Raw genomic sequence first — 25,329 nt, 5'->3', positions numbered from 1 at the left:
ATGCAGGGCGTGCTGGACAGCAACTCTGCTTAATAATAGGAGGATATATAGGTGACTATTCTAGAACAGCACTGTATGCCTGCTGCATTGACGGCACAACAGCCTATAATCGCTGTGTATACATACAGCAAACAAAATAATGCCTGTTCCGCCTGCCGCCCCTGACAATCGCCCCCGCCGTATAGCCCACCTCGACATGGATGCGTTTTACGCGTCGGTCGAGTTGCTGCGCTACCCCGAATTGCGCGGTCTGCCCGTTGTCATTGGTGCGGGCGGCCGGTATCAACCCCATACGCTGCCTGACGGCCAGCGTATGTTTTATCGGCTCAGAGGGTATACAGGCCGCGGTGTGGTCACAACCTCAACCTACGAGGCGCGGGCGTTGGGCGTGTTTTCAGCCATGGGCATGATGAAGGCGGCGCAACTGGCGCCCGATGCTATTTTGCTGCCCGTAGACTTTGCCACTTATCGGCATTATTCAAGGCTGTTCAAGGCCGCGGTTGCCGACATTGCCCCGCAGGTCGAAGACCGGGGTGTTGATGAAATTTACATTGATCTTACCGACCACCCTGAAGACTCTCTCACATTGGCGCAGCGCCTGAAGCAGGCGGTCAGCGATGCCACTGGCCTGAACTGTTCAATTGGCATTTCACCCAACAAGTTGTTGTCCAAGATCGCTTCAGAGCTTGATAAGCCAGACGGCATTACGATTATCGGGCCCGGCGATTTGCAGAAGCGGATCTGGCCGCTGCCTGTAGGTAAGGTTAATGGCATAGGCCCCAAGGCTGATGCCCGGTTGCGTGACCTGGGCATACTTACTGTCGAGCAGCTGGCCCATGCCCGCCCTGAGCTCTTGCAACGTCACTTCGGGCTTTCTTATGCCTGTTGGCTGGTCGAGGTGGCGCATGGCAAGGATGACCGTCCTGTACGCACACATTCTGAGCCCAAATCCATCAGCCGTGAAACCACATTTGAGCGTGACCTGCATGTGCATCGCGATCGCGCTGAGCTTTCAGCCATCTTTCAGCAACTGTGCCAGCAGCTTGAGGGTGATCTGCGTCGCAAAGGTTATACGGGCCGCACAGTGGGTATCAAGCTGCGCTTTCATGACTTCAGAACCGTAACGCGAGACTTTACGCTGCCTGATGCCGTGGCTGACGCCGATGCCATCCATCATGCGGCGGGTGCTTGTTTAAAGCGTATAGAGCTTGATCAGAGCCGTATTCGGCTGTTGGGGGTGCGTGTAAGCAGCCTGGAGTCCAGCACACCAGAAGGTGATGGCAGCCCGCGCAGAGCACCTGTTCAGCTTAGTTTGTACTGAATTGCCGAATTGCCGAATTGCCGAATTGCCGAATTGCCGAATTGCCGATTTACCGAATTACGGCACTACCGAACTCCTGAAACAGTAAATCAGTGAACCGGTGAACCAAGCATAGGCGCCTGGCCTTATAAATCATAGTGCAGTTCGACCGTATCGCCGACGCGAATCATGGTGTTTTGCCCTGTGCCAGATACCACGGCGTTGACTCCGAACAGCACGCCGTCGGTAAACTGCCTGTGCTCGGCCAGGGTAATGCCTGGCTCGGGTGCTGATACTGCTGTCGCCTGATCAATGTTGGGGATGGGGCAGCGTGCGCACCGTTTGACGAATGCAAAGGTGAGGTCGCCAGTTTGCATGCCGGTCAGATAATCTTCTTCGTAGGCATCCAGGCCCTGCACCACGATATTTGGGCGGAAGCGGTTCATGGGTACGGCGGGCTGCCCTTTGGCCAGCAGGCGGCGGTTCAATTCGTCAAGGGAACCTTGGTTGGCGATCAAAAATGGAAAGCCATCAGCAAAACCGAACTCGTGAGAGGCAGGAAACCCGTCAGCCCAGTCTGTATTGTGCTCCAGCCAGGCATCAACATGCGGGGGGCTGGCGGCGCGGTGGGCATCAGGATGAACCCTCAAAAGGCGGCAAGACAGCCCGAGAAACTGGCTAAGCCATTGCGCTGCCGCATCGCCCTCGTCGAAACCCAGGGTGTCTTGTTTCCAGATCCGCACATTGACCTGAGGAAGTGATTGGCTGCCAGTAGACCACGGCACGGTCAGCTCGGGCATGCCGGTGGCCGATAGAATTAGATCAGCGTTCAGGAAGCGAGGCCGTATCAGCGCCATACGGGCGTGCTGGCGCTGCGTCATGAATATGCCCTGCGCGTCGACGATGACCCATTGCCGGTCGCGATACAGGCCTCGCGCCGTGATGGTGGTTTCGGTGTGATCAATGCCGGCGCAGGATTTCACCGGGTAGCTGTGCAGGCTAAGTATGCTGAGAGACATGATGACAAAAGTGACAAAGTTAGAAGGCGGCGGTCGGGTATGCGCACGTGGCCAAGCACCTGGCGCAGGCCTGGTTTTTCTCGCTGCCGTGGCATAAGGCAGTGATCTGCCTGCGCTGAAGCTGCTCCTGAATGGTAGCGGCGAAGCAACGGACACTTTGCGAGAGTTCTTCACGCATAATACTGGTTGTTTCGTGTGCAGCAAAAAGGAAATTCATGCCCCTTAAAGATTGGCTGGCAGCGCTTGCGGTGATTACCGCTTGGGGGCTTAATTTTGTCGTCATCAAACTGGGCCTGAGCGAAGTGCCACCGTTGCTGTTGGGTGCATTGCGTTTCGGCCTGGTGGCAGTGCCGGCCGTGTTTTTCATCCGTCGACCGGCCGTTCCCTGGCGCATTATTGTTCTCTATGGGCTAACCATTAGCCTGGGGCAGTTTGTCTTTCTTTTCGTCGCCATGTCGGTCGGCATGCCCGCAGGGCTTGCTTCCATTGTTTTGCAGTCTCAGGCGTTTTTTACCGTGCTTATTGCTGCCGTGCTCATGGGTGAGGGCGTGCGATGGCATAACGTGCTGGGTATGGCGGTTGCCGCTGTGGGCCTGGGCCTGATTCAGGCCGGGGCGGCCCCGGGCACGATGACGCTCACTGGTTTTGCACTGACGCTGCTGGCGGCACTGTCATGGGCGACGGGCAATATCGTGGTCAAGCGGGCTGGCAACATGGCAGCACAAGGAACCCGCCAGCTCGATATGCTAAGCCTGGTGGTCTGGGGGGCGCTGATACCGCCGCTACCCTTTCTGGGTTTGTCACTTTACTTTGAGGGGGCGCCCGCTATTGTTTCCAGTTTGCAAAACATCACCTATGTGGGTGTGCTGGCTGTGTTCTACCTGGCCGTTGTCGCGACGGTAATGGGCTATAGCCTGTGGGGGCGGCTGTTGGCACGCCATCCTGCCAGCAAGGTAGCACCGCTCAGCCTGCTCATACCTGTGCTGGGCCTGTTGTCGTCATCGTGGCTGCTGGGTGAGCGCTTGGCCATGGCGCAGTGGTTGGGTGGCGTGGTGGTCATGGCGGGGTTGGCGGTTAATGTATTTGGGCAACGCCTGCTCGGCAGGTTCACGGCAGTGCGCGGTGTAACGCGCTAAAATCTCGGTTCGCAGGCTTTGCTGCAGCCATCTCTTTTTTACAGGAAGTCAAGATGACATTCGATCGGTCGGGCGTGGACGCACTTATGGAAATAACCTCGCGTCCCGAGTTGGTTTTCGTGCGCGGGCAAGGTTCATGGCTCGAAGATCACAACGGCAAGCGATATCTCGATTTTGTGCAGGGGTGGGCGGTCAACTGTCTGGGCCATTGCCCGCCAGAGGTGGTCAAGGCCATCAACGACCAGGCGGCTACGCTGATCAACCCTTCGCCGGCCTTCTATAACGCGCCGTCCATGGCACTGGCCAAGCGTATTACGGGCGCTTCGTGTTTTGATCGTGTGTTCTTCGCCAACAGCGGGGCTGAGGCCAATGAGGGTGCGATCAAGCTTGCGCGCAAATGGGGCCAGCTCAACCGCAACGGCGCTTTCAAAATTATTACCTTTGATCACAGCTTCCATGGCCGCACGCTGGCAACGATGTCGGCATCGGGCAAGCCGGGCTGGGACAAAATCTTTGCACCACAGGTAGACGGCTTCCCCAAGGCTGACCTCAATGACATTGAATCAGTCCGTGCGCTTATTGATGACCAGACCGTGGCAGTCATGCTTGAGCCGGTACAGGGCGAGGCGGGCGTTATCCCTGCAACACACGAATTCATGCAGGCACTGCGTGCCCTGACCACCGAGCACAATATGCTGCTCATCGTTGATGAAGTGCAGACAGGCTATGGCCGAACGGGCAAAATGTTTGCCTACGAGCTGTCAGATATTCAGCCCGACATCATGACGCTGGGCAAAGGCATAGGCGCTGGCGTGCCCTTGGCGGCATTGTGTGCGCGCGAAGAGGTGTCTGTTTTTGTGCATGGCGATCAGGGTGGCACGTATAACGGCAACCCTCTTATGACGGCAGCCGGTGTGGCCGTGTTTGATGCGTTAATGGCCCCCGGTTTTCTTGACGCCGTTAATGCCCGGGCTAAACAACTGTCCGATGGCCTGAATGCATTGTCTGACAAATGGGGCATGCAGGGCGAGCGTGGCGACGGCCTGCTGCGGGCGCTCATGCTTGGCCGTGATGACGGGCCAGCCATTGTCGAGGCGGCGCGTGATTGGGAACCCCAAGGCTTGTTGTTGAATGCACCTCGTCCCAACTTGCTGCGTTTCATGCCTGCACTTAATGTGACTGAGCAAGAAATCACGCAGATGCTGGCGCAACTTGAAGAGGTCGTAGCCCGCGTTCGCAGTTGAGCAGACAATACTCCGGGCACAGTAGGCCTGGGTTCTTTAGTGTGGGGCTCTCAAGCAATAGGGCACCGATCACACAAGCAACAAGTAAAAAAGCTGCCGGCGAACCGGCAGCTTTTAACTTACAAGGCGCCCCTGTTACGGGGCGCTTTTTACTGGCCTGGCTTAGTGCGCAGCGGCCTTGAGCTTCAGGCGCCAGCCATGCAGCAGTGGCTCGGTGTAACCGCTAGGCTGTTCACGGCCTTTGAACACCAGATCGCATGCAGCACGATACGCGTACGAGGTATCAAAGTTACCTGCCATGGGGCGATAGAGAGGATCGCCCTCGTTCTGCTTGTCGACCACGGCCGCCATGCGTTCCAAGGTTGCACGAACCTGCTCTTCAGTCACAATGCCATGGCGCAGCCAGTTTGCCATGTGCTGGCTCGAAATACGCAGTGTGGCGCGATCTTCCATCAGACCGACATCATGAATGTCAGGCACTTTGGAGCAGCCGATACCCTGGTCGATCCAGCGCACCACGTAGCCGAGAATACCTTGTGCGTTGTTGTCGAGCTCTTGCTGGATTTCTTCGGCGCTCCAGTTGGTGTCGGTGGCCACGGGGATGGTAAGGATTTTCTCGAGCAATGGCTCGGATTTGCCTTCCATGCCGCGCTGCACTTCTTGCACGTCAAGTTGATGGTAGTGCAGAGCATGCAGTGTGGCGGCAGTGGGTGAAGGCACCCACGCGGTGTTGCCACCGGCTTTCAGATGGCCGATTTTCTGCTCGAGCATGTCAGCCATCAGGTCAGGCATGGCCCACATGCCTTTGCCGATCTGGGCGTGGCCGCGCAGGCCGCACTCCAGACCTGTTTGCACGTTGTTGCGCTCGTAGGCGTCAATCCAGACGCTTTTCTTCATGTCACCCTTGCGGACCATGGGACCGGCTTCCATCGACGTGTGCATTTCGTCGCCAGTGCGGTCCAGAAACCCGGTGTTAATGAAGGCGACACGCTGGTGCGCGGCGGCAATGCAGGCCTTGAGGTTGACGCTGGTGCGACGCTCTTCGTCCATGATGCCGATTTTGATGGTGTTAGGTGCCAGGCCCAGCAGGGCTTCGGTGCGGGCGAATAAGTCGTTGGCGAAGGCCACTTCGTCAGGGCCATGCATTTTAGGCTTGACGATGTAAATGGAGCCGGCGCGCGAGTTGCCTTTGTGCTGCAGGTCATGCTTGGCCATCAGCGAGGTAAAGACGGCGTCGAGGATGCCTTCTGGCACCTCGTTGCCCTGCTCGTCGAGTACGGCCGGGTTGGTCATGAGGTGACCGACGTTGCGAATGAACATCAGCGAACGGCCATGCAGTGTGTGTGTTTTGCCGTCGGTACCGGTGTACTCGCGATCGGGGTTGAGCGTGCGGGTAAAGCTTTTACCGCCCTTGGATACTTCTTCGCTTAGCGTGCCCTGCATCAGGCCCAGCCAATTGCGGTAGGCCTGCACTTTGTCTGCGGCATCAACTGTAGCCACGGAGTCTTCGCAATCCATAATGGTGGTAATGGCAGACTCGAGCAGTACGTCTTTGACGCCGGCCTTGTCTTGCTTGCCAATGGCGCTAGACTTGTCGATCTGGACTTCAAAGTGCAGACCATGATGGCGAAACACCAGCGCTTCAGGAGCAGCTGGCTCGCCGCGATAGCCCAGGAACAGCTCAGGCTGAGCCAGTTTGGTGGTGCTGCCGTCGGCAAGGGTTACTTGCAGGGTATTGTTGCTGACCACATAGGCCGTGGCGTCGGCATGCGAACCTGTTGCAAGGGGAATGCTGTCGTCCAGAAACTTACGGGCAAAGGCGATGACTTTTTCGCCGCGAGCGGGGTTGTAACCGCCAGCGCGGGTGGCACCACCGTCTTCCGAAATAGCATCGGTGCCATACAGGGCATCGTACAGGCTACCCCAGCGCGCATTGGCGGCGTTCAGGGCGTAACGGGCGTTGGTAATGGGAACAACAAGCTGTGGGCCAGCCTGCGCAGAAATTTCAGTGTCTACGTTTTCGGTTTTGATGGCCACCGTGTCAGGGGCGTCGGTCAGATAGCCGATTTCGCGCAAAAAGGCCTGGTAGGCCGCCATGTCGGCAATAGGGCCGGGGTTGCTGCGGTACCAGGTGTCAAGCTGAGCTTGCAGGCGATCGCGGTGCTCAAGCAGCTCGCGGTTGCGTGGGGTAAGGTCATGGATCAAGGCATCAAAGCCGGCCCAGAACGCGTCCGAGGCGACACCTGTGCCAGGCAGCGCTTCGCGCTCGACAAATTCAAACAGTTCAGTTGCGACTTTTAGCCGTTTGCAAGACGTACGCTCTGTCATGTGGTTTCCTCGTTAAAAGTTTCTGAAAAAGAAGATGATGTGTGGCCGCTGTATGCCGTTGGGATACTTGGTGGGCAATGCGCAAGGCGTGCCGTAGTGTGGGCAGCGCGCGAAAGCCAGCGGGTGGCCACTTGCCCGGGGTAATGGCTGGCTGTTGTTATCTGACGCGCCATTATCGACGCCCATTATAGGCTACGACTCTTTTATAAGACATAAGAGTTGGTAATGGCGTATTAAGCATTTGGACAGTTTTCGTGTGCTCCCAGTGCTTATTTTCACCATGATGACTGCGTTTCAGCCAATGATGGCAGGCGTCGTTTGTAGTCAGCATAGGCGAATTTGGCTTGGTTTTGAATCCCCGCGGATGTCGTTACTGTCGATACTTTTAGTATATTCTGTAACGGGTTAAATGGCTCAATGCATGAAATTGTTGGGGTTTTCTATATAAAAGGTACCGTATGGATCGCTATACCGCCGTGCGCAGTTTTGTACTGGTAGCCGAAAAGGGTAGTTTTGCGGCAGCCGCGCTGGTCGAAGGGGTGACGCCGGTGGTTATGGGGCGGCGTCTTACTGCGCTGGAGCGCAGGTTGGGTGTGCAGTTGCTGCATAGGTCTACGCGTGGGCTCAAGCTTACAGAGTTGGGCGAGCGTTTTCTCGAGAGCAGTCAGCAGTTGCTGCACGATTTTGACGCGGCTGAAGATAGCGTCAGTTCGGGGCGCTCTGCGGTACGGGGGCATTTGGTGGTGTCTGCGCCTGCTGCGTTCGGACGGCGCCATGTTGGCCCGCACGCAGCAGCGTTTCGGGAACAGTACCCTGATTTGCGGCTGTCGTTTAATTTTACGGATAGTGTGGCCGATCTGGTGCGCGAGGGGTATGACGTTGGCATTCGTATTGGCGAGGTGCGCGACCCTAACTATGTAGCGCTGCGGCTGTTTCCTAATCAGCGGGTGGTGTGCGGTACGCCTGCGTATTTTGAGCAGTACGGCGTACCGCGTAGCCCTGAGGATCTGGCCGATCATAATTGTCTGGCGTTCAATCTTCAGGGTGGACAGCAGCAGGGTTGGACGTTTGCGCGTGAGGGTAAGCTTTTTGCAGTGCGGGTAGATGGGAACCTGGCCTGCAATGATGGCGAGCTGCTATATGACTGGGTGAAGCAGGGGCTGGGGGTGGGCTGGCGGTCTACGTGGGAAATTCAGGCGGAGTTGCGGCGCGGAGAGCTGGTGACGGTACTGGATGAGTTTGCGCTGCCGGGGTATGACATTCAGGCGGTGTATCCGCAGCAGCGGTATTTACCGGCGAAGGTGCGGGCGTTTATTGAGTTTTTGAGAGGGGTTTATAACGTGGAGGGGTATTGGGGTGAGGAGGGGTGATGGTTGAGGTTTTGTCTTCTCAATCGCGAGAGACATTTTGCTGCGCGTGGTTCTTTTGACGCCTTCGTGCGGGTTGAGGCTGTTTTCCGGCCGTCATCCGGTCGGGCGATGCACGACTTCCCCCGCGCTAGTACTTCGCTGTATACGCAGATTAGACGTCGGGCCGGCCGCTTGCCACGCTTATTTGCATTTCGCTGCATTTTGGCGCGACTTGCGGTAATCTAGCGGATTCTCTTTTTATGCGCTTTCTTGGGGCGTTCAGGCTTGAATCATGGATTCGTACTCATCTTCCTACACATTTTCCAAACGCGCCCAGCTGCTAACCAGCTCAACCATTCGAGAAATTCTCAAGGTTACTGAGCGGCCTGAAATTATTTCATTTGCCGGGGGGCTTCCGTCACCTAAGGGGTTTCCCATTCAGGCGATGAAGCAGGCCTTTGATCTCGTACTTGAAAGCAAGGGCGAGTCAGCGCTGCAATACGGCCCTACTGAAGGCTATGCACCGTTGCGTGCCTGGGTGGCGCAAGATCTCAAGCGCTCTGGGGCTGGCGACGTTTCACCTGAAGAGGTGCTTATTGTTTCGGGTTCGCAGCAGGCGCTTGATATGCTGGGCAAGTTGTTTATTGATCCGGGCAGCAAGGTGTTGGTTGAGGCGCCCAGTTATTTGGGTGCGTTGCAATCGTTTTCGTTGTTCGAGCCTGATTATCATTCTGTGCCCACCGATGAGGGTGGCCTTATTCCCGAGAGCCTCACGCCTGAAACGGCTGCGGGTGCGCGTTTTCTATATGCTCTGCCTAATTTTCACAACCCGACCGGGCTTACGTTAAGTCTTGAGCGACGTAAGGCGTTGGTAGAGCGATGTGCGATGCTGCAAGTGCCTATTATCGAAGACGACCCTTATGGTGAGCTTCGTTATGCTGGCGAAGCGCTGCCGGGTCTTTTGGGCCTCGGGCGTGCTGCGGGTGCAACAGTTATTCGCCTGGGCTCGTTTTCAAAAGTGCTCGCGCCTGGCTTGCGTTTGGGCTATATCGTGGCGCCACGCCCCATTATTTCAAAGCTGGTGCAGATCAAGCAGGCTACTGACCTGCATACGGCATCGCTCACCCAGATGGCTGTCTACGAAACCATTAAAGATGGTTTTCTTGATACTCATCTGCCCGTCGTGCGCCAGCTCTATAAAGAGCAGTGCGGCTACATGCTCGATGCTATTGAAGAGCACTTTCCCAGCACCTGTTCATGGACGAAGCCCGACGGCGGCATGTTTATCTGGGTGACGTTGCCGGCGCATATTGATGGCAGCAAGCTGCTCGAACAGGCCGTTGCCCGCAATGTTGCTTTTGTGCCAGGTGCTCCGTTTTTTGCGGGTGAGGGGCGGCAAGACAATACGCTCAGGCTCAGTTTCGTTACGGTCTCAGAAGCAAAAATCCGCGAGGGTATCGCTATTTTGGGCGAACTCATCAAACAAAGTTAAGCCACAAGGCGCGCATTGCGCCTTGTGCGTATTCGCAATCTTCGCTATTTGGTAATGACTTTTTCCAGTAACTCTTCACATCAGCGTCTGTCTGAACGGGCACCTGGCACGCCAGACCTCGCCGACATGCGGCCCGACGACTGGGTAGAACGCTGGCTGCCGCGTTCCTGGGGGCCTTATGCTCGGCTGTGCCGCCTTGACCGGCCCGTAGGTACCTGGCTTACGCTGCTGCCCTGTCTGGCGGCGCTGGTTCAGGCTGCTGATGGCTGGCCTACTTTGTTTCGCCTGGTTATTTTTTCTCTGGGCGCCTTGCTGATGCGGGGTATAGGTTGCTGCTTTAATGATATTTTTGACCGCAACTTTGACAGTCAGGTTGAGCGCACGCGATTTCGTCCGCTGACCAGTGGCCAGCTTAGTCTGAAAAACGCGCTGTGGTTTGTGTTCGCTCAGCTTGCCGTTTGTGCCTTGTTACTGCTCGCGCTTAACACGTATAGCCGATGGCTGGCCGTGGCCCTGGTGCCTATTGTTATTGTTTATCCTCTGTGCAAGCGCTTTACGTATTGGCCCCAGGTTGTACTGGGCATAGGGTTTAACTGGGGCATGCTTATGGCGTGGTCCGACACGCAAAATAGTGTGCCCTTGGGAGCGATCGCTTTGTGGCTGGGCGCAGTGTTGTGGCAAGTCGGGTACGATTCGGTATACGCGTATGTGGATCTGCGCGATGATCTCAAGCTTGGGCTGCGGTCTGCCGCCATGCGGTTTGGTGACAACGGGCGTGTGTGGATAGGCGGTTTTTACGCAGCTACGGTGATCCTGTGGCTGTGGGGTGGCTATGCCATGGGCATGAACTGGCCCTATTACGTAGTAATTGCCGCCATAGGCGCGCACTTTGCCTGGCAGATCAGTATTTTTGATCTTGCGCGACCAGATCGCAGCTTTATGCTGTTTCGCGCAAACATTACAGTTGGCGTAATGTTGATTGTGGCTGCACTTGCGGGTACTGTCTTGCCTCTGTGAGACAGCGCCTTTCTGATAAGTGGCTTTTTGCCTTACTAGTAAAAAAAAGACTGGAAGATGACAAGTATTATCGAATATGTGGCAACAGCGCTTTTTGCGATTGCCATCATCCACACTTTCTCCGTGCCCGTTTTCGCCCGCCTGGCTAATCGCAATGGCCCGCATGCCGGGCTGTGGCATATGCTGTCAGAAGTCGAGGCTGTATTTGGCGTCTGGGCGTGCGTCATGCTGTTTGGCATGGCGATGCTGGTCAATGTAGATGAAATGGTCGCCTACGTCGATACGCGCGACTTTACCGAGCCTGCTTTCGTATTTGCCATTATGGTTGTGGCTGCCAGTCGACCCATTATTGAGCTGGTAAACATGTTCGTAAAAGGCATTGCGCGCATTATGCCCATGCCCAATGCGCTGGCCATGTTTTTTGTCACCATGACCTTCGTGCCGCTGGCCGGTTCCTTTATTACCGAACCGGCAGCCATGACGCTTGCGGCGCTGCTGCTGCGCGATGCCTATTTCAGCAGGCCGGGTCAGGCAGGCTTTAAATACCTGACCCTGGGTGTGCTGTTCGTCAACATATCCATAGGCGGCGTGCTTACTGCCTATGCCGCACCGCCTGTGCTCATGGTGGCTGGCACCTTTGGCTGGGACACGGCCTACATGGCCACGCATTTCGGTTGGCGCGCAGCGGTCGCTGTCATCATCAACGCCAGCCTGCTTACCTTTATCTCTCGCAAACACCTGCTGGATGGCTCGCTTGGTGCCTTGCCGGCTGAAGAGGGTAGCAAGGTTCGCCCCCCAGTTCCGCTTTCCGTCATTGCTGTTCACGTGCTTTTCCTGGTGGGTATTGTGATGTCGGCTCACCATGCGGCAATATTCCTGGGCCTGCTAATGCTGTTCATTGGCTATGCCCACGCCTATAGCCGTCACCAGAACGCGCTGCTGATCCGTGAAGGCTTGATGGTGGGGTTCTTTCTGGCCGGTTTGGTGGTGTTGGGTGGTCTGCAAAAATGGTGGTTGCAAGAGCTGCTTGCCGGGCTTTCCCCGATTGTGCTGTATTGGGGTGCCACGGCACTGACGGCGCTTACCGATAATGCTGCGTTGACCTATTTGGGTTCGCTGGTCGAAGGAACCGACGAAGTCTGGCGCTACATGCTGGTCGCCGGGGCGGTTACAGGTGGTGGTTTGACGGTGATTGCCAATGCACCCAACCCGGCCGGGTTCTCCATTTTGAAGCGATGCTTTCCCGATGGCGCGATCTCGCCGCTCAAGCTCTTGCTGTCGGCGGCGGTGCCTACTTTGGTGGCCGCAATGATGTTCATCTTGTTCGGCCGCTTTTAAACTGCAGCCCCGTACCGGGTACGGGGCTGCAAAAAGGGCTAAAATTGGCTTCTTTTTGCTTCGTTGCTCATCAAAGCTGCTCAGGGCCGCGTGCCCGGGTTTGCCTGCGGCGGGGCGCAGTTTCTGGACATTTTCGCTAGGATTTTGTCGTGCCTATTTATGCTTATCGATGCAGCACCTGTGGCCATGCCCAGGATGTTTTGCAAAAACTATCTGATCCCATACTCACAGACTGCCCTGAGTGCGGCAAGGCAACTTACGTAAAGCAGGTTACCGCCGCAGGCTTTCAGCTGAAAGGCACGGGTTGGTATGTTACTGATTTTCGCAATAACGGTTCAGCTCCCAACCCGGCCACGTCGTCGGGCGAAGGCGGTGGCCAGACGGCCGCCGCGTCGGCACCTGCTTCCACCCCCGCTCCTGCGCCAACACCTGCTCCCAAGTCATCGACCTGATGGCTGCTGTGCGGGGCGATGTGCCCAAACAATGATGTCGTGCCCGGGGGGTACGTGCCGTAAAACCTGGCATGCCCTGTTCCGGTAACCAGAAAGCGGGCTTTCAATGGCCCGCTTCGGTTTCAACCCAAGATATTTATATACGGAGTAATCCTTGATGCGTACCTGCTATACCGGCGAGGTCAACACTCACTATCTCGACCAGACAGTCACCCTGTTTGGCTGGGTTCATCGTCGCCGTGACCACGGCGGGGTCATTTTCATTGATTTGCGTGATCGTGCAGGTCTGGCCCAGATTGTCGTAGACCCGGATAACGAGTTGGCGTTTGCCACTGCCGAAAGCATACGCAATGAATTCTGCGTGCGTATTACAGGTCTGGTGCGCATGCGCCCCGAGGGTACCCGTAATACTGATCTGGCTTCGGGCGAAATCGAAATCTTGTGTCGCGAAATCGAGGTGCTTAACCCGTCTGTTACGCCGCCGTTCCAGCTTGATGACGACAATTTGTCCGAAACAACACGGCTGACGCACCGCGTGCTTGATTTGCGCCGCCCGCAAATGCAGAACAATCTTATGCTGCGCTACCGTGTCACCATGGAAGTGCGCAAATACCTTGATGCGCTGGGCTTTGTCGATATTGAAACCCCCATGCTTACCAAGAGTACGCCTGAAGGTGCACGTGACTACCTGGTGCCTTCGCGGGTAAATGCCGGCGAATTTTACGCACTGCCGCAGTCGCCGCAGCTCTTTAAACAGATGCTTATGGTGGCTGGCTTTGACCGCTATTATCAGATTACCAAGTGCTTTCGTGATGAAGACTTGCGTGCTGACCGCCAGCCAGAGTTTACGCAGATAGACTGTGAAACTTCTTTCCTCGACGAAGTACAGATTCGTGAAATCTTCGAGGGCATGATCCGTCAGGTGTTTGTTGCCGTGCAAAAGGCTGAGCTGCCGGCGCAGTTTCCGACCATGACCTGGGAAGAAGCCATGCGCCGTTTTGGGTCTGATAAACCCGATTTGCGTGTCAAGCTCGAGTTTGTTGATGTGGCCGACCTCATGCGTGAAGTCGATTTTAAGGTGTTCTCTGCACCGGCCAATGACCCAGGCAGTCGCGTAGTGGCCTTGCGTGTGCCTGGCGGTGCCGTCATGCCCCGCAGCGAAATTGATGCTTACACCAAGTTTGTGGGCATTTATGGTGCTAAAGGGCTGGCCTATATTAAGGTCAACGATGCTGCCGCTATACCCGAAGGCTTGCAATCACCCATCGTCAAAAACATAAATGTCGATGCTCTGCGTCAGCTGATTGACCGTACCGGGGCACAAAGCGGCGATTTGATCTTTTTTGGCGCTGACCGCACCAAAGTCGTCAATGACGCTATTGGTGCGCTGCGGGTCAAGATCGGCCACAGCGAGTTTGGTCGCGAGCATGGTTTGTTCGAGGCAGGCTGGAAGCCCCTCTGGGTCGTTGACTTTCCCATGTTCGAGTACGATGAGCAAGAAGGTCGGTATTTTGCCGCCCACCATCCGTTTACCAGCCCGAAAGATGGTCATGAAGACTTTCTCACCACCGACCCGGGCCGTGCCATTGCTAAAGCCTACGACATGGTACTCAATGGTTGGGAGCTAGGCGGCGGGTCGGTGCGTATTCACCGCGCCGACGTGCAAAGCAAGGTTTTCAGGGCGCTCAATATTGATGACGAAGAGGCCAGCGAAAAATTTGGCTTCTTGCTCGATGCGCTGCAGTATGGCGCGCCACCGCATGGTGGTGTGGCGTTTGGCCTTGACCGTTTGGTCACGATGATGGCTGGGGCAGACTCCATCCGTGACGTTATTGCTTTTCCAAAAACGCAGCGCGCACAGTGTCTGCTGACGCATGCGCCTTCAGTGGTCGACGAAAAGCAGTTGAAGGAACTTCATATCCGTCTGCGCGCCGTTGATGTAAAGTAAAGGGGTTATAGGGAGGACGTGCGTGTCCGTCATTAGGGTCGTAAGCTACAACATTCACAAAGGGCGCTCAGCCACGGGTGCCCGCGAGTCGTTGTCAGACTTGCGCCTGGGGCTGTATGGCCTGCACCCTGACCTGCTGTTTCTGCAAGAAGTTCAGGGCCGCAATGAGCAGCGCATCAGCCTCAATGCCCAGCACGAGTCGCTGGGCGCGGCCCTCAGCATGAATGCGGCGTATGGCTGTAACGCCATACGCGCGCAGACTGATCACGGCAATGCATTGCTGTCGCGTTTTCCTATCGTTCACCACGAAAACCAGGATATCTCAGACCATCGAATGGAACAGCGTGGTCTGTTGCATGCGCAAGTTAATATCGACGACGTGCCGGTGCACTGTCTGGTCGTGCACTTGGGCTTGTTCGCAAAGGGGCGTTCACGTCAGGTGGCAGCGCTGGTTGAGCGTATTAAGCGCCTGGTTCCAGAAGGCGAACCCATGCTGATCGCGGGTGATTTCAACGACTGGAATAACCGCTTGGCACCGTTGTTTGTAAAACAACTGGGTCTGTACGAAGTATTTTCGTTTGCCCCTCATTCTGACACTGGTCCGAAACTTTTACGAAACTCAATGCAACGGCTGCGCAGCGGGCTGCTGGTACCCACTCAAAAACCGTTGGTGCAAAACGTGCATGAGTTGGGCATGCATGGTGGGGCGCGACTGGCACCACCGCCGCGTACGTTTCCAGCAGCGTTTCCCTGGCTGCGGCTAGACCGCATTTATCAGCGTGGGTTCGCCGTGCGTAAGGCGCGGGTGCTTCAGGGCCTGCCATGGCGACAGATTTCTGATCACGCGCCGCTGTACGCCGAGCTTGAACTCCCCTGATGTCGCAGCGGCATTTTCTGGGCTGATACGTTTTTCTTGATATTGCACATAGCGCCTGTTGGCCTGTGCGGTTTGCTGACCGCGCAGGGTTGACACGCGCACGCGGTTTGGCTGGTAGTATATTTGCACAAACGTACCTCCGCGCGAGCGCCTTTGGCGGCCGTGGGGCCGGGCTGCCATATCAACGTAGTCTGGCGTATACAACATATGTGGAGACGGCCTGTATGGATCCCAACGACAACCCCGTGGGGTATGCGTCCGACGAGCTTGACCGACAATACAATGCACGGGCTTCTGTGCCTGATTGTCTGCCTTACCTGAAAGAATATGCCGACTACAGCGCGCAGGCACGTCTCAAGATAGCCGGCGAGCTGGGGGTGCCGTATGGGCCGCACCCTGATGAAACACTCGATATTTTTCCGGCTGCCGGTTTGGCACCGGTGTACCTGTTTATTCATGGTGGGTATTGGCGCGCATTGTCCAGGGATGACAGCAGCTTTATGGCCCCGGCTTTTGTCGGGCACGGTGCCACGGTGGTGGCCGTAAATTATTCGCTTGCGCCGGGTGTTTCTTTGTCTGACATTGTGGATCAGTGCAGAAGGGCGCTGGCGTGGGTGTACAAGAATATTGAACGATATGGCGGTGACCCCTCGCGTATTCATGTCAGTGGCAGTTCGGCGGGTGGGCATCTGGTGGGCATGCTGCTGGCGCCAGGCTGGAAAGAACAGCTTGATGTGCCTGAGCATGTCATACAAAGTGCCAGCCCCATCAGTGGTTTGTTTGACCTGCGCCCGCTGGTGCGCACACATATCAACGCATGGGCACATATGAATGTGCAGTCTGCCCGGTCCCTAAGCCCGGTGTTTCACTTGCCTTCGGCAGGTTGCCCCATGCTGCTTGCCTGGGGTGAGCATGAAACAGACGAGTTCAAGCGTCAGAGCGCCATGTATGCACAAGCGTGGGCGGAGCGCGGGTACCCAGTACGCTGTCTTGAAGTGGCCGGCACCAACCATTTCAACATTCTTATGCAGCTGCGCGATGCAGAGTCGGCGCTGAGCCGTTCGATTTTCGAATTAATGGGGCTGTAATGCTTATGTTTGAATCAATGATCTTGGTCAACGAGTTGATATCCAGACAGTCGGGACGCCATGCCAGGTAGCCGCTTGCGCCTGAACTGGACTGAGGGCAACCAGATCACACTATTGCACAATGGGGCTGATTTCTTCGATGCGCTGTGCGAGGCGATTGATGCGGCCAAGGTGACCGTGCATCTTGAGACCTATATTTTCAGCATGGATGATACTGCCCGACGTGTGCTGCAGCATCTGCGCAATGCATGCAAGCGCGGTATTAAGGTGCGGGTTGTAATCGACGGGTTTGGCAGCGCCGAAACCGCTCAGGAAGTGGTGCGCCATCTGGTTGACATGAGGGCGCAGTATCGGGTCTACAGGCCAGAGCCGGTGGGCGTGAGCTCGGTGCGTTTCAATTTGAGGCGCCTGCGACGCCTGCATCGAAAGACTGCGGTGATCGATGAAGCGCTTGCCTTTGTGGGCGGCATCAATATTCTTGATGATTTTGTAGATATTCCAGATAACGGCAAAGAGCCCGCGCCGCGATTTGATTTTGCAATAAGCCTGCGTGGGCCAATTGTGGACGATGTGGCCCGCGCACAGCGTGCGTTGTGGCTGCGCATGGCGTGGCGGCGTCGCGATAATTGGTCGCTGTTTTACCAGCGGCTGAAACAGTGGGGTAAATGGCGTCAGGCGCGGCGCAAGTACAGCCAGCCCCACCATGAAGCAGGGGTTCGCGCAGCCTTGTTGCAGCGTGACAATGTTCGCAACCGGCAGACCATTGAAAATGTTTACCTGGAAACCATGGCTGGCACCACGTCGGATATGTTGATTGCCAATGCCTATTTTCTTCCAGGCAGGCGATTGCGCAAGGCATTGCGGGAGGCGGCCAGGCGCGGCGTGCGGGTGCGCTTGCTGCTGCAGGGGCATGCCGAATACGCCATGCAATATCGGGCCTGTCGCTATATGTATTGTGAGCTGCTGGATGACGGCGTGGAGATTTACGAGTACATGGCCAGTTATCTGCATGCCAAGGTGGCGGTCATGGATAGCTGTTCCATGGTGGGGTCATCTAATCTGGATCCATTCAGTTTGTTGCTGGCGCGCGAGGCCAATGTGTATATCCAGGATTCGGGTTTTGCAGACCAGCTCAGGGCAGTTCTTGAACAGGAAATACGCGATCACTCCGCACGTGTTACGTCAGAGACGCTCTTGCATCGCAGCTTGCTGGGGCGCTGGGCAGATGCGCTGGCGTACTTTATGTTGCGCATGGGTGTCGCCATAACCGGGCAGTCGAAGGAGTACTGAATATTCGTTACACTCGACAGAGTCCGGCGTGCCCGGATTTTAGTCGGGTTGCCCTAACACTCACGGAGAAGTAAATGAAAACTAAAGCCGCCGTCGCCTGGCAGGCTGGCCAGCCACTGACCATTGAAGATGTCGAGCTCGAAGGCCCCCGTGCAGGCGAGGTGCTGGTTGAGATCAAGGCAACCGGTATTTGCCATACTGATTACTACACCCTGTCGGGTGCAGATCCAGAAGGCATCTTCCCGGCCATTTTGGGGCATGAGGGTGCCGGTGTCGTACTCGAGACGGGCAGTGGTGTAACGTCGCTCAAGGCAGGCGATCACGTCATCCCGCTATATACGCCAGAGTGCCGTCAGTGTAAGTCATGTCTTTCGCGCAAAACCAATCTTTGCACCGCCATACGCGCAACGCAAGGAAAGGGTGTAATGCCAGACGGCACGTCACGGTTTACCGTGGGCGGCAAGCCTGTGCATCATTACATGGGCACGTCGACGTTTTCCAACCATATAGTCGTCCCCGAAATCGCCCTTGCAAAAATCCGCAGTGACGCCCCTTTTGACAAGGTCTGTTATATCGGCTGCGGCGTCACTACCGGCCTGGGAGCAGTGCTGTTTACCGCCAAGGTTGAGGCGGGTGCCAATGTGGTGGTTTTTGGACTGGGCGGCATTGGCCTGAACGTCATCCAGGGTGCACGCATGGTGGGTGCTGACAAAATCATCGGGGTTGACATTAACCCCGAGCGTCAGGCCATGGCACGTAAGTTTGGCATGACCCATTTCGTCAACCCCAATGAGGTTGAAAATGTGGTTGATCATATTATTCAGCTGACTGACGGCGGTGCTGATTATTCTTTCGAATGCATAGGTAACACCCAGGTTATGCGCCAGGCGCTTGAGTGCTGTCATCGCGGCTGGGGCAAGTCTATCGTTATTGGCGTAGCCGAAGCAGGCGCTGAAATTTCTACACGTCCGTTCCAGCTGGTCACCGGCCGCGTCTGGACGGGTTCGGCCTTTGGTGGTGCGCGTGGCCGTACCGATGTGCCAAAAATTGTTGACTGGTACATGGACGGCAAGATCAACATCGACGACCTGATCACGCACACATTGCCGCTCGAGCGTATCAACGAAGGCTTCGATCTCATGAAGAGCGGTGAGTCGATACGTTCGGTTGTTTTGTACTGACCACGCGGCTAAGCCTAGGCCTCGTCCTTAGGAGAGAGGCCGGGTGTGGCAGTAATTTCTGGAGCCCAAGGCTCCCCGGAACGGTGGCGGAGAAACTCCAGCTATCTGGCCGGAATGCATCATTACGGAGGACGTATACCAATGACTGACACCAGTCTTGAACTCATTAGCGAACATCGCTGCTTCGATGGCATACAGCGTTTTTATCGCCATCACTCCAGCACGATAGGGCTGCCTATGGGGTTTTCGGTGTTTCTGCCGCCGCAGGCCCAAGAAAACAAGGTGCCTGTGCTGTTTTATCTGGCGGGGCTGACTTGCACTGAAGAAACCTTCATGATCAAGGCCGGCGCGCAACGGTTTGCTGCTCAGCATGGCATGATGCTCGTCGCTCCTGATACCAGCCCGCGCGGTGCGGGTGTAGAAGGGGAAGATGAAAACTGGGATCTGGGTACTGGAGCCGGGTTTTACGTGGATGCTACGCAAGAGCCCTGGAGCCGTCATTACCGCATGGAAACCTATATTACGTCCGAACTGTATAGCCTGGTGACGGAGCAGCTTCCCGGCGATGTGGCGCGCGCCGGCATCTTTGGCCACTCTATGGGAGGCCATGGTGCGCTGGTGCTTGCACAGCGTCACCGCGAAAAATTCCAGTCGGTGTCAGCGTTTGCGCCGATTTCGGCACCCTCGCGTTGCCCTTGGGGTGAAAAGGCGTTTACGGCTTATCTGGGCGCAGACCGCCAGGCCTGGGCCAGCCATGACGCCAGCTTGCTCATGGAGCAGTCACAACGCCCGTTTCCGCAAGGCATTCTGATTGACCAGGGTATGGATGATTCATTCCTGGCCCAGCAGCAGTTACTGCCTGAGGCGTTTGAGGCTGCATGCGCTCAGGCGCAACAACCTCTGGTTCTGCGCCGCCATGAGGGCTATGACCACGGCTATTACTTTATTTCGACGTTTATGGAAGACCACATGGCCTTTCATGCCGAGCGTCTGGGCAGCAGTGCGTGAAGGGTAAACGGGTCTTGTCGCGCCGTTCGGTGCGGGCATAGCCCGGACCGCACGGCCAGACTGAAAACGGAAAGGGCGGGCTCGCTTTATTGCGGCCCGCCCTTTATCACTGTGGTGCTGTCGTTTTAGGCTACTTAGCCAGACGCCATTGGCCGTCTTTAATGGTTATGAGCTCACGCCCTCGCTCATCAAAACCGCTATGGTCTTCAGGTGTCATGGTGTAAACCCCTTGTGTTGCCACGAGCTCTTTAGTGCTTTCGAGCGCGTCACGCAAGGCTGAACGAAACTCTGGCGTGCCTGGCTTGGCGGTTTTGGCCGCCTCAGGAATGGCGCGCTCAAGCAGCAAGCCGGCATCATACACATTGGCGCCGAAGGTAGCTGGCCGTTCGTTGTAAATGGCCTCATAGCGCTGGATGAAGTCTTGTGCGATGGCTTTCGATGGGTTGGAATCGGCGATTTCCGGCATTACAAGCATAAGGCTGGCTGCCAGTATTGTGCCTTCAACGTCTTTGCCGCCCAGCTTCAGAAAGGCTGGTAGAGCGGCACCGTGTGTTTGGTAAAACGTGCCTTTGTAGCCCTGTTTGACCAGGGTGGCTTGCGGCAGCACTGCGGCTGTGCCTGTACCGGCAACCAGCACGGCATCCGGGTTGGCAGATTTTATCTTTAGTGCCTGCCCCGTGACCGAGCTGTCAGAACGCTGATAGCGCTCGGTAGCGACGATGTCTATGCCGTTTTCTTTGGCCAGTTTTGATGTCACGTTAAGCCAGTCTTCACCGTAGGCATCATTAAAGCCAATAAAACCAAGCGTTTTTACATGATGCTTCACCATATGCTCGACGAGAGCTTTGGCGATAATGCCAGTGTTTTGTGTGGTTTTGAACACCCATTTTTTTTGTTCGGTCATGGGCAAAACGACGTCAGCCGTTCCAACCGGCGCGAGCATGGGTGTGCCCGATTCGGCGACAAATTGCAAAATACCCATGGCGTTGGGTGAACCCGTTGGCCCGATAAAGGCATCGATGTGCTGCTCGCTGATCAGTTTTCTAAAGCTGGTCACCGTTTGTGTTGGGTCGCTGCCGTCATCAAGGGAAATGTACTCGACGGTGTAATCGCCGATTTTCTTGGGCAACAAGGCAACCGCGTTTTTCTGGGGGATGCCCACCATGGCGGTGGGCCCGGTCGCCGACGTAATGACGCCAATCTTGACTTGTGCCTGAGCGGGCGCAGCGCCCAGCGCCGCAAATAGCGCTGTGGCGGCCACAAATGACGTAAATCGCATGGTAAGCCTCGGGAGAAATATTTGGATAGAATCCGTAAAGATAACCTAAGTGAGGCCGAATGCGTAGCCTCACGTCTCAGGCTATCGGCTTACTGCATGGAAAGTGCTTCATCTACCAGTTCAATCCAGTGACGCACCGGTGTACGGCCAGCGCCATCCAAGTGTGTCTGGCAGCCTATGTTGGCCGTTGCGATAATGTCAGGCCGACCGCTTTCAAGGGCATCCATTTTATTGTCGCGCAGCTGTTTTGACAGCTTGGGCTGGGTAATGGAATAGGTGCCGGCTGACCCGCAGCACAGATGGCCGTCGGGTACGGCTGTCAGGTCAAAACCCAGACGTCGCAAGGTGGCTTCCACGGCGCCGCTCAGTTGCTGGGCATGCTGCAAGGTACAGGGGCAGTGGAATGCGAGTTTTTTGCCTTTTTCGGGGTCACAGCGAAGGGACTCGAGCGGCTCGTCGCGCAGTACCTCGACCAGATCTTTGGCCAGTTCGCTGACACGCTTGGCCTTGTGTGCGTAGGCAGGGTCGCTTTGCAGCAAATGCCCGTACTCTTTGACGAAAGCACCACAGCCGCTGGCGGTTTGCACAATGGCTTCAGCGCCTGCTTCAATGGCGGGCCACCAGGCGTCGATATTGCGGCGCGCGCGCTGCAGGCCTTTTTCTTGAGCGTCCAGATGATAATCGGTCGCTCCGCAGCAGCCGGCTTCACGCACGGGCGTCACGCTGATGCCCAGGCGGTCCAGCACCCGGGCCGCTGTGGCATTGGTGTTGGGAGCCAGTGAAGGCTGAACACAGCCCTCCAGCATTAATACTTTGCGTACGTGCCGGACATCAGGCCGGGGCTGGGCGGCAAGGCTTTTCTGGGGTATTTTGTCGCGCAGAGCTGCCGGCAACACGGGCCGCACGGCCTGGCCGATCTTGAGCAGCGTGCTGAACACGGTGGGCTCTGGAATTACAGCGCGCAGGCTGTTGCGCAGCATGCGCTGCTTAAAGGGCCTGCCAAGTTGCTGCTCAACTTCGGCGCGGCCAATGTCCAGTAAGGCGTGGTAATTAACGCCAGAGGGGCAGGTGGTTTCGCAATTACGGCAGGTCAGGCAGCGATCCAGATGTAATTGCATGCCGGTGGTCGCTTCGCCGCCTTCCAGCAGATTCTTGATCTGGTAGATGCGGCCACGCGGGCCGTCCAGCTCATCGCCCAGCAGCTGGTAGGTGGGGCAGGTGGCATTGCAGAAGCCGCAATGCACACAGGTGCGCAAAATGCTTTCGGCTTCTTCTGCGCGTGCCAGGGTCTTGGCGTGTTCACTGAGATTGGTTTGCATGATGTCTCTTTATAAGCTTGCGTACATGCGGCCGGGGTTGAAGATACCGTGTGGGTCAAGCGCGTGCTTCAGTTGTTGCTGATAGCGCAGCATGGGTGCTGAGAGCGGCTGAAAAGGCTCTACATCGCTAGGGGGCGTAAAACAGGTGGCGTGCCCGCCCAGGCTTTGGGCCAGTGCGCGTAACTCTTCTGCCGGTGCATCACTCTTGAGCCAGCGCTGTGCGCCACCCCAGTCGAGCAGCGCCTTGCCGGGCAGATTTTGCACCGGTGTGTTAGTGGGCAGGGACAAACGCCATAAGGGCCGAGTGTCTTCGAAAAAAGGTAGCTGCTGTTCGCGCAAAAGATCCCAGAAGCCCGCGTCCAGCGTGTCACCGCCTATTGTTTGAACGGCTGCCTTTACGGAGCCTTCGCCGCCTTCAAGGCGCAGGTGCAGCACGCCGTCAGCGTGGCATGCACCCGTGACGGGTAGCGCAGCACGGCGCCACTTCGTCAGCGAGTTGAGTGCGCTGTATGCATCGACTGCTAGGGTCAGACTTTGTGCAGCACGTGGGCGTGGCAGTACTTTGAGCGAAAGCTCGGTAAGCAGGCCCAGGCAGCCATGGCTGCCTGCCATAAGGCGCGATACATCGTAGCCGGCCACGTTTTTCATGACCTGCCCGCCAAATGCAAGATGCTTGCCATGGCCGGTAATAATGCGGCAACCCAGTACAAAGTCGCGTACGGAGCCTGCCCACGGCCTGCGGGGGCCAGCCAGACCGCTGGCAACCATGCCACCCACAGTGGCCTTTCCGTCAAACACAGGCGGCTCACAGGCCAGTACTTGCCCTTGCTCTGTGAGTATCTGATTGAGTGCAGAGACGGTTGTTCCGGCTCTGACCGTAATGACGAGTTCAGTGGGGTCATACTCGACGACACCGCAGTGGCTGCGCGTGTCAATTTCGTTGGCCTGCGGTTTGGCGGTGCGCCCAAGAAAGGCCTTGCTGTCGCCGCCGCGAATTTTTAGTGGAGTCTGGCTGGCAAGCGCCGCCTGAACCTCATCAAGCAGACGGGCGCTGTCGTCGAGGGGTAGTGTAGGGCTCATGATTAAAAGCGCTCCAGTTCAGGAAATGGCAGCTTGCCACCGCTGATGTGCATGGAGCCGAATTCGGCACAACGGTTCAGCGTGGGTATATTCTTACCGGGGTTTAACAGGCCTCGCGGATCGAAGGCGGCCTTGACGGCATGAAAGCAGGTAAGCTCATCGCTGTTAAATTGCGCGCACATTTGGTTGATTTTCTCGCGACCAACGCCGTGTTCGCCGGTGATGGTTCCGCCCACCTGGACGCATAGCTCAAGTATGCGGGCACCCAGGTCTTCAGCGCGTTTCATCTCGCCGGGGGCATTGGCATCGAACAGGATAAGCGGGTGCATATTGCCATCGCCCGCATGGAATACATTGGCGACCCGTAGCCCAAACTCTTCGGACAGCTTCGCGATGGTTCGCAATACATGGGGAAGCTGGCGGCGCGGTATGGTGCCGTCCATGCAGTAGTAGTCGGGAGAAATACGACCCACAGCCGGAAACGCATTCTTGCGTCCGGCCCAGAAGCGCTGTCTTTCGGCTTCGTCTTTGGCCACGCTGACATCGGTGGCGCCCGCGTCGCGCATGATGGCGTTTACTTGTTCGATCTCTTCCGCCACATCCGATGCGACGCCGTCGAGTTCACAAAGCAGTATGGCCTCGGCGTCAATGGGATAGCCGGCGCGGATAAAGTCTTCGGCGGCGCGGATCGTGAGGTTGTCCATCATCTCAAGCCCGGCGGGGATAATGCCTGCGCCGATAATTTGCGCTACTGCAGCACCCGCCTTTTCTACGTCATCAAAGCACGCCATGACGACTTTGGTAGTTTGGGGCGTGGTCAGCAGTTTGACGGTTACTTCGGTAACAATGCCCAGCATGCCTTCCGACCCGGTAAACAGCGCGACCAGGTCAAAGCCGGGGCTATCGAGCGCTTCAGAACCCAGTGTTAGATGCTCGCCGTCTATGGTTAGCACCTCGACCTTCAGGATGTTGTGCAAGGTAAGCCCATACTTGAGGCAATGCACACCCCCCGCGTTTTCGGCCACATTACCGCCGATGGAACAGGCGATCTGCGAGGACGGGTCGGGCGCATAGTAAAGCCCATGCTGTGCTACGGCTTGTGATATGGCCAGGTTGCGCACGCCGGGCTGCACCCGCGCAATGCCTGCGTCCGGGTCGACATGCACAATACGATTGAATTTTGCCATGACCAGCAAAATGCCTTTTTCGAGTGGCAGTGCACCACCCGAAAGACCCGTACCCGCCCCGCGCGCCACCACGGGCACGTTCATTTGGCTGGCAAGCTTGAGCAAGTCTTGCACCTGCTCGACCGTATCAGGCAAAACCACCAACATTGGCATGGTGCGATAGGCAGCCAGGCCATCACACTCGAAAGGCCGCAAGGCTTCTTCTTGATGCAATACCTGCATGGCTGGAATGCGTTCACGTATTGCGGCAAGCACTTCGTCTTTATTGACCTGAGGCAATATGCCGTCGACGCGCTCGTCGTAAAGAATGCTCATTGTTGTCCTCTGTATAGGGGGATCAGATTGCCCGCCAGCTAACCCCTGGCAGGGAAGGGCAAGACTGGCACCGTTGGCGATA

Annotated in this window: 20 protein-coding genes; 14 read left to right on the top strand and 6 right to left on the bottom strand. The window is 56.6% G+C overall.

What is annotated here, in order from left to right; genetic code table 11:
- Nucleotides 1-139 precede the first annotated feature (139 nt).
- Nucleotides 140-1,321 carry a DNA polymerase IV gene (dinB, locus tag FQ179_RS15120; protein WP_149398132.1) on the top strand — a complete coding sequence of 394 codons (1,182 nt, stop codon included), beginning with the start codon at nucleotides 140-142 and terminating at the stop codon, nucleotides 1,319-1,321.
- A gap of 125 nt (nucleotides 1,322-1,446) precedes the next feature.
- On the opposite strand, the gene FQ179_RS15115 is transcribed toward dinB, so the two are convergent.
- A complete protein-coding gene (locus tag FQ179_RS15115; protein ID WP_149398131.1) occupies nucleotides 1,447-2,319 on the bottom strand; it encodes an MOSC domain-containing protein in 873 nt (290 codons plus the stop codon).
- A gap of 215 nt (nucleotides 2,320-2,534) precedes the next feature.
- Here FQ179_RS15115 and FQ179_RS15110 point away from each other — a divergent pair, with 215 nt between their 5' ends.
- Both FQ179_RS15110 and FQ179_RS15105 read left to right on the top strand, forming a co-directional pair.
- Entirely contained in the window at nucleotides 2,535-3,455 is a 921-nt protein-coding gene (locus FQ179_RS15110; protein WP_149398130.1) for an EamA family transporter, read from the top strand.
- Nucleotides 3,456-3,508: 53 nt separating this feature from the next.
- On the top strand, nucleotides 3,509-4,699 hold the full coding sequence (locus FQ179_RS15105) for an acetylornithine transaminase (RefSeq protein WP_149398129.1): 1,191 nt from the start codon (nucleotides 3,509-3,511) through the stop codon (nucleotides 4,697-4,699).
- Between the two features lie 162 nt (nucleotides 4,700-4,861).
- Here FQ179_RS15105 and FQ179_RS15100 read toward each other — a convergent pair whose 3' ends face one another.
- Nucleotides 4,862-7,027: a malate synthase G gene (locus FQ179_RS15100; RefSeq protein ID WP_149398128.1), complete on the bottom strand. Its 2,166-nt coding sequence runs from the start codon at nucleotides 7,025-7,027 to the stop codon at nucleotides 4,862-4,864.
- A gap of 458 nt (nucleotides 7,028-7,485) precedes the next feature.
- Between FQ179_RS15100 and FQ179_RS15095 the strand changes: the two genes are divergently transcribed.
- The 11 genes from FQ179_RS15095 (at nucleotide 7,486) to fghA (ending at nucleotide 20,067) form a co-directional block, all read left to right on the top strand.
- Nucleotides 7,486-8,397: a LysR family transcriptional regulator gene (locus tag FQ179_RS15095; protein ID WP_149398127.1), complete on the top strand. Its 912-nt coding sequence runs from the start codon at nucleotides 7,486-7,488 to the stop codon at nucleotides 8,395-8,397.
- 271 nt (nucleotides 8,398-8,668) lie between these two features.
- Nucleotides 8,669-9,868, top strand: a complete 1,200-nt coding sequence (locus tag FQ179_RS15090; RefSeq protein WP_149398126.1) for a PLP-dependent aminotransferase family protein — start codon at nucleotides 8,669-8,671, stop codon at nucleotides 9,866-9,868.
- A 54-nt stretch (nucleotides 9,869-9,922) separates the two neighbouring features.
- Nucleotides 9,923-10,885, top strand: coding sequence for a 4-hydroxybenzoate octaprenyltransferase (ubiA, locus tag FQ179_RS15085; protein ID WP_149398125.1), 963 nt, complete (start codon nucleotides 9,923-9,925; stop codon nucleotides 10,883-10,885).
- A gap of 57 nt (nucleotides 10,886-10,942) precedes the next feature.
- A complete protein-coding gene (locus FQ179_RS15080; protein WP_149398124.1) occupies nucleotides 10,943-12,223 on the top strand; it encodes a putative Na+/H+ antiporter in 1,281 nt (426 codons plus the stop codon).
- A gap of 149 nt (nucleotides 12,224-12,372) precedes the next feature.
- Nucleotides 12,373-12,675 carry an FmdB family zinc ribbon protein gene (locus tag FQ179_RS15075; protein ID WP_149398123.1) on the top strand — a complete coding sequence of 101 codons (303 nt, stop codon included), beginning with the start codon at nucleotides 12,373-12,375 and terminating at the stop codon, nucleotides 12,673-12,675.
- Nucleotides 12,676-12,832: 157 nt separating this feature from the next.
- Nucleotides 12,833-14,623: an aspartate--tRNA ligase gene (gene aspS / locus FQ179_RS15070; protein ID WP_149398362.1), complete on the top strand. Its 1,791-nt coding sequence runs from the start codon at nucleotides 12,833-12,835 to the stop codon at nucleotides 14,621-14,623.
- Between the two features lie 22 nt (nucleotides 14,624-14,645).
- On the top strand, nucleotides 14,646-15,500 hold the full coding sequence (locus FQ179_RS15065) for an endonuclease/exonuclease/phosphatase family protein (RefSeq protein ID WP_149398122.1): 855 nt from the start codon (nucleotides 14,646-14,648) through the stop codon (nucleotides 15,498-15,500).
- 224 nt (nucleotides 15,501-15,724) lie between these two features.
- Nucleotides 15,725-16,588: an alpha/beta hydrolase gene (locus FQ179_RS15060; RefSeq protein ID WP_149398121.1), complete on the top strand. Its 864-nt coding sequence runs from the start codon at nucleotides 15,725-15,727 to the stop codon at nucleotides 16,586-16,588.
- Nucleotides 16,589-16,648: 60 nt separating this feature from the next.
- A complete protein-coding gene (clsB, locus tag FQ179_RS15055) occupies nucleotides 16,649-17,878 on the top strand; it encodes a cardiolipin synthase ClsB (protein WP_149398120.1) in 1,230 nt (409 codons plus the stop codon).
- 74 nt (nucleotides 17,879-17,952) lie between these two features.
- Nucleotides 17,953-19,059, top strand: coding sequence for an S-(hydroxymethyl)glutathione dehydrogenase/class III alcohol dehydrogenase (locus FQ179_RS15050; RefSeq protein ID WP_149398119.1), 1,107 nt, complete (start codon nucleotides 17,953-17,955; stop codon nucleotides 19,057-19,059).
- A 141-nt stretch (nucleotides 19,060-19,200) separates the two neighbouring features.
- Complete coding sequence (fghA, locus tag FQ179_RS15045) at nucleotides 19,201-20,067, top strand: S-formylglutathione hydrolase (RefSeq protein ID WP_149398118.1); 867 nt, start codon at nucleotides 19,201-19,203, stop codon at nucleotides 20,065-20,067.
- A 130-nt stretch (nucleotides 20,068-20,197) separates the two neighbouring features.
- On the opposite strand, the gene FQ179_RS15040 is transcribed toward fghA, so the two are convergent.
- The 4 genes from FQ179_RS15040 to glcD all read right to left on the bottom strand — a co-directional run bounded on the left by FQ179_RS15040 (nucleotide 20,198) and on the right by glcD (nucleotide 25,247).
- Complete coding sequence (locus FQ179_RS15040; RefSeq protein ID WP_149398117.1) at nucleotides 20,198-21,346, bottom strand: ABC transporter substrate-binding protein; 1,149 nt, start codon at nucleotides 21,344-21,346, stop codon at nucleotides 20,198-20,200.
- A gap of 89 nt (nucleotides 21,347-21,435) precedes the next feature.
- The gene (glcF, locus tag FQ179_RS15035; RefSeq protein ID WP_149398116.1) at nucleotides 21,436-22,665 is read right to left on the bottom strand and encodes a glycolate oxidase subunit GlcF; all 1,230 of its coding nucleotides are present in this window, start codon (nucleotides 22,663-22,665) and stop codon (nucleotides 21,436-21,438) included.
- A 9-nt stretch (nucleotides 22,666-22,674) separates the two neighbouring features.
- On the bottom strand, nucleotides 22,675-23,745 hold the full coding sequence (glcE, locus tag FQ179_RS15030) for a glycolate oxidase subunit GlcE (RefSeq protein ID WP_149398115.1): 1,071 nt from the start codon (nucleotides 23,743-23,745) through the stop codon (nucleotides 22,675-22,677).
- Nucleotides 23,746-23,747: 2 nt separating this feature from the next.
- Entirely contained in the window at nucleotides 23,748-25,247 is a 1,500-nt protein-coding gene (gene glcD, locus FQ179_RS15025; RefSeq protein WP_149398114.1) for a glycolate oxidase subunit GlcD, read from the bottom strand.
- Nucleotides 25,248-25,329 lie beyond the last annotated feature (82 nt).

Origin of the sequence: Pusillimonas sp. ANT_WB101, assembly GCF_008369125.1 — a bacterium.
Classification (GTDB): Bacteria; Pseudomonadota; Gammaproteobacteria; order Burkholderiales; family Burkholderiaceae_B; genus Allopusillimonas.
The sequence above is the reverse complement of the archived record's forward strand: the minus strand, read 5'-3'. Positions and strand labels throughout refer to the sequence as shown.

Coding starts and splice junctions, on each gene's coding strand:
- dinB (WP_149398132.1), top strand. CDS start 140: ATGCCTGTTCCGCCTGCCGCCCCTGACAATCGCCCCCGCCGTATAGCC.
- FQ179_RS15115 (WP_149398131.1), bottom strand. CDS start 2,319: ATGTCTCTCAGCATACTTAGCCTGCACAGCTACCCGGTGAAATCCTGC.
- FQ179_RS15110 (WP_149398130.1), top strand. CDS start 2,535: ATGCCCCTTAAAGATTGGCTGGCAGCGCTTGCGGTGATTACCGCTTGG.
- FQ179_RS15105 (WP_149398129.1), top strand. CDS start 3,509: ATGACATTCGATCGGTCGGGCGTGGACGCACTTATGGAAATAACCTCG.
- FQ179_RS15100 (WP_149398128.1), bottom strand. CDS start 7,027: ATGACAGAGCGTACGTCTTGCAAACGGCTAAAAGTCGCAACTGAACTG.
- FQ179_RS15095 (WP_149398127.1), top strand. CDS start 7,486: ATGGATCGCTATACCGCCGTGCGCAGTTTTGTACTGGTAGCCGAAAAG.
- FQ179_RS15090 (WP_149398126.1), top strand. CDS start 8,669: ATGGATTCGTACTCATCTTCCTACACATTTTCCAAACGCGCCCAGCTG.
- ubiA (WP_149398125.1), top strand. CDS start 9,923: ATGACTTTTTCCAGTAACTCTTCACATCAGCGTCTGTCTGAACGGGCA.
- FQ179_RS15080 (WP_149398124.1), top strand. CDS start 10,943: ATGACAAGTATTATCGAATATGTGGCAACAGCGCTTTTTGCGATTGCC.
- aspS (WP_149398362.1), top strand. CDS start 12,833: ATGCGTACCTGCTATACCGGCGAGGTCAACACTCACTATCTCGACCAG.
- FQ179_RS15060 (WP_149398121.1), top strand. CDS start 15,725: ATGGATCCCAACGACAACCCCGTGGGGTATGCGTCCGACGAGCTTGAC.
- clsB (WP_149398120.1), top strand. CDS start 16,649: ATGCCAGGTAGCCGCTTGCGCCTGAACTGGACTGAGGGCAACCAGATC.
- FQ179_RS15050 (WP_149398119.1), top strand. CDS start 17,953: ATGAAAACTAAAGCCGCCGTCGCCTGGCAGGCTGGCCAGCCACTGACC.
- fghA (WP_149398118.1), top strand. CDS start 19,201: ATGACTGACACCAGTCTTGAACTCATTAGCGAACATCGCTGCTTCGAT.
- FQ179_RS15040 (WP_149398117.1), bottom strand. CDS start 21,346: ATGCGATTTACGTCATTTGTGGCCGCCACAGCGCTATTTGCGGCGCTG.
- glcF (WP_149398116.1), bottom strand. CDS start 22,665: ATGCAAACCAATCTCAGTGAACACGCCAAGACCCTGGCACGCGCAGAA.
- glcE (WP_149398115.1), bottom strand. CDS start 23,745: ATGAGCCCTACACTACCCCTCGACGACAGCGCCCGTCTGCTTGATGAG.
- glcD (WP_149398114.1), bottom strand. CDS start 25,247: ATGAGCATTCTTTACGACGAGCGCGTCGACGGCATATTGCCTCAGGTC.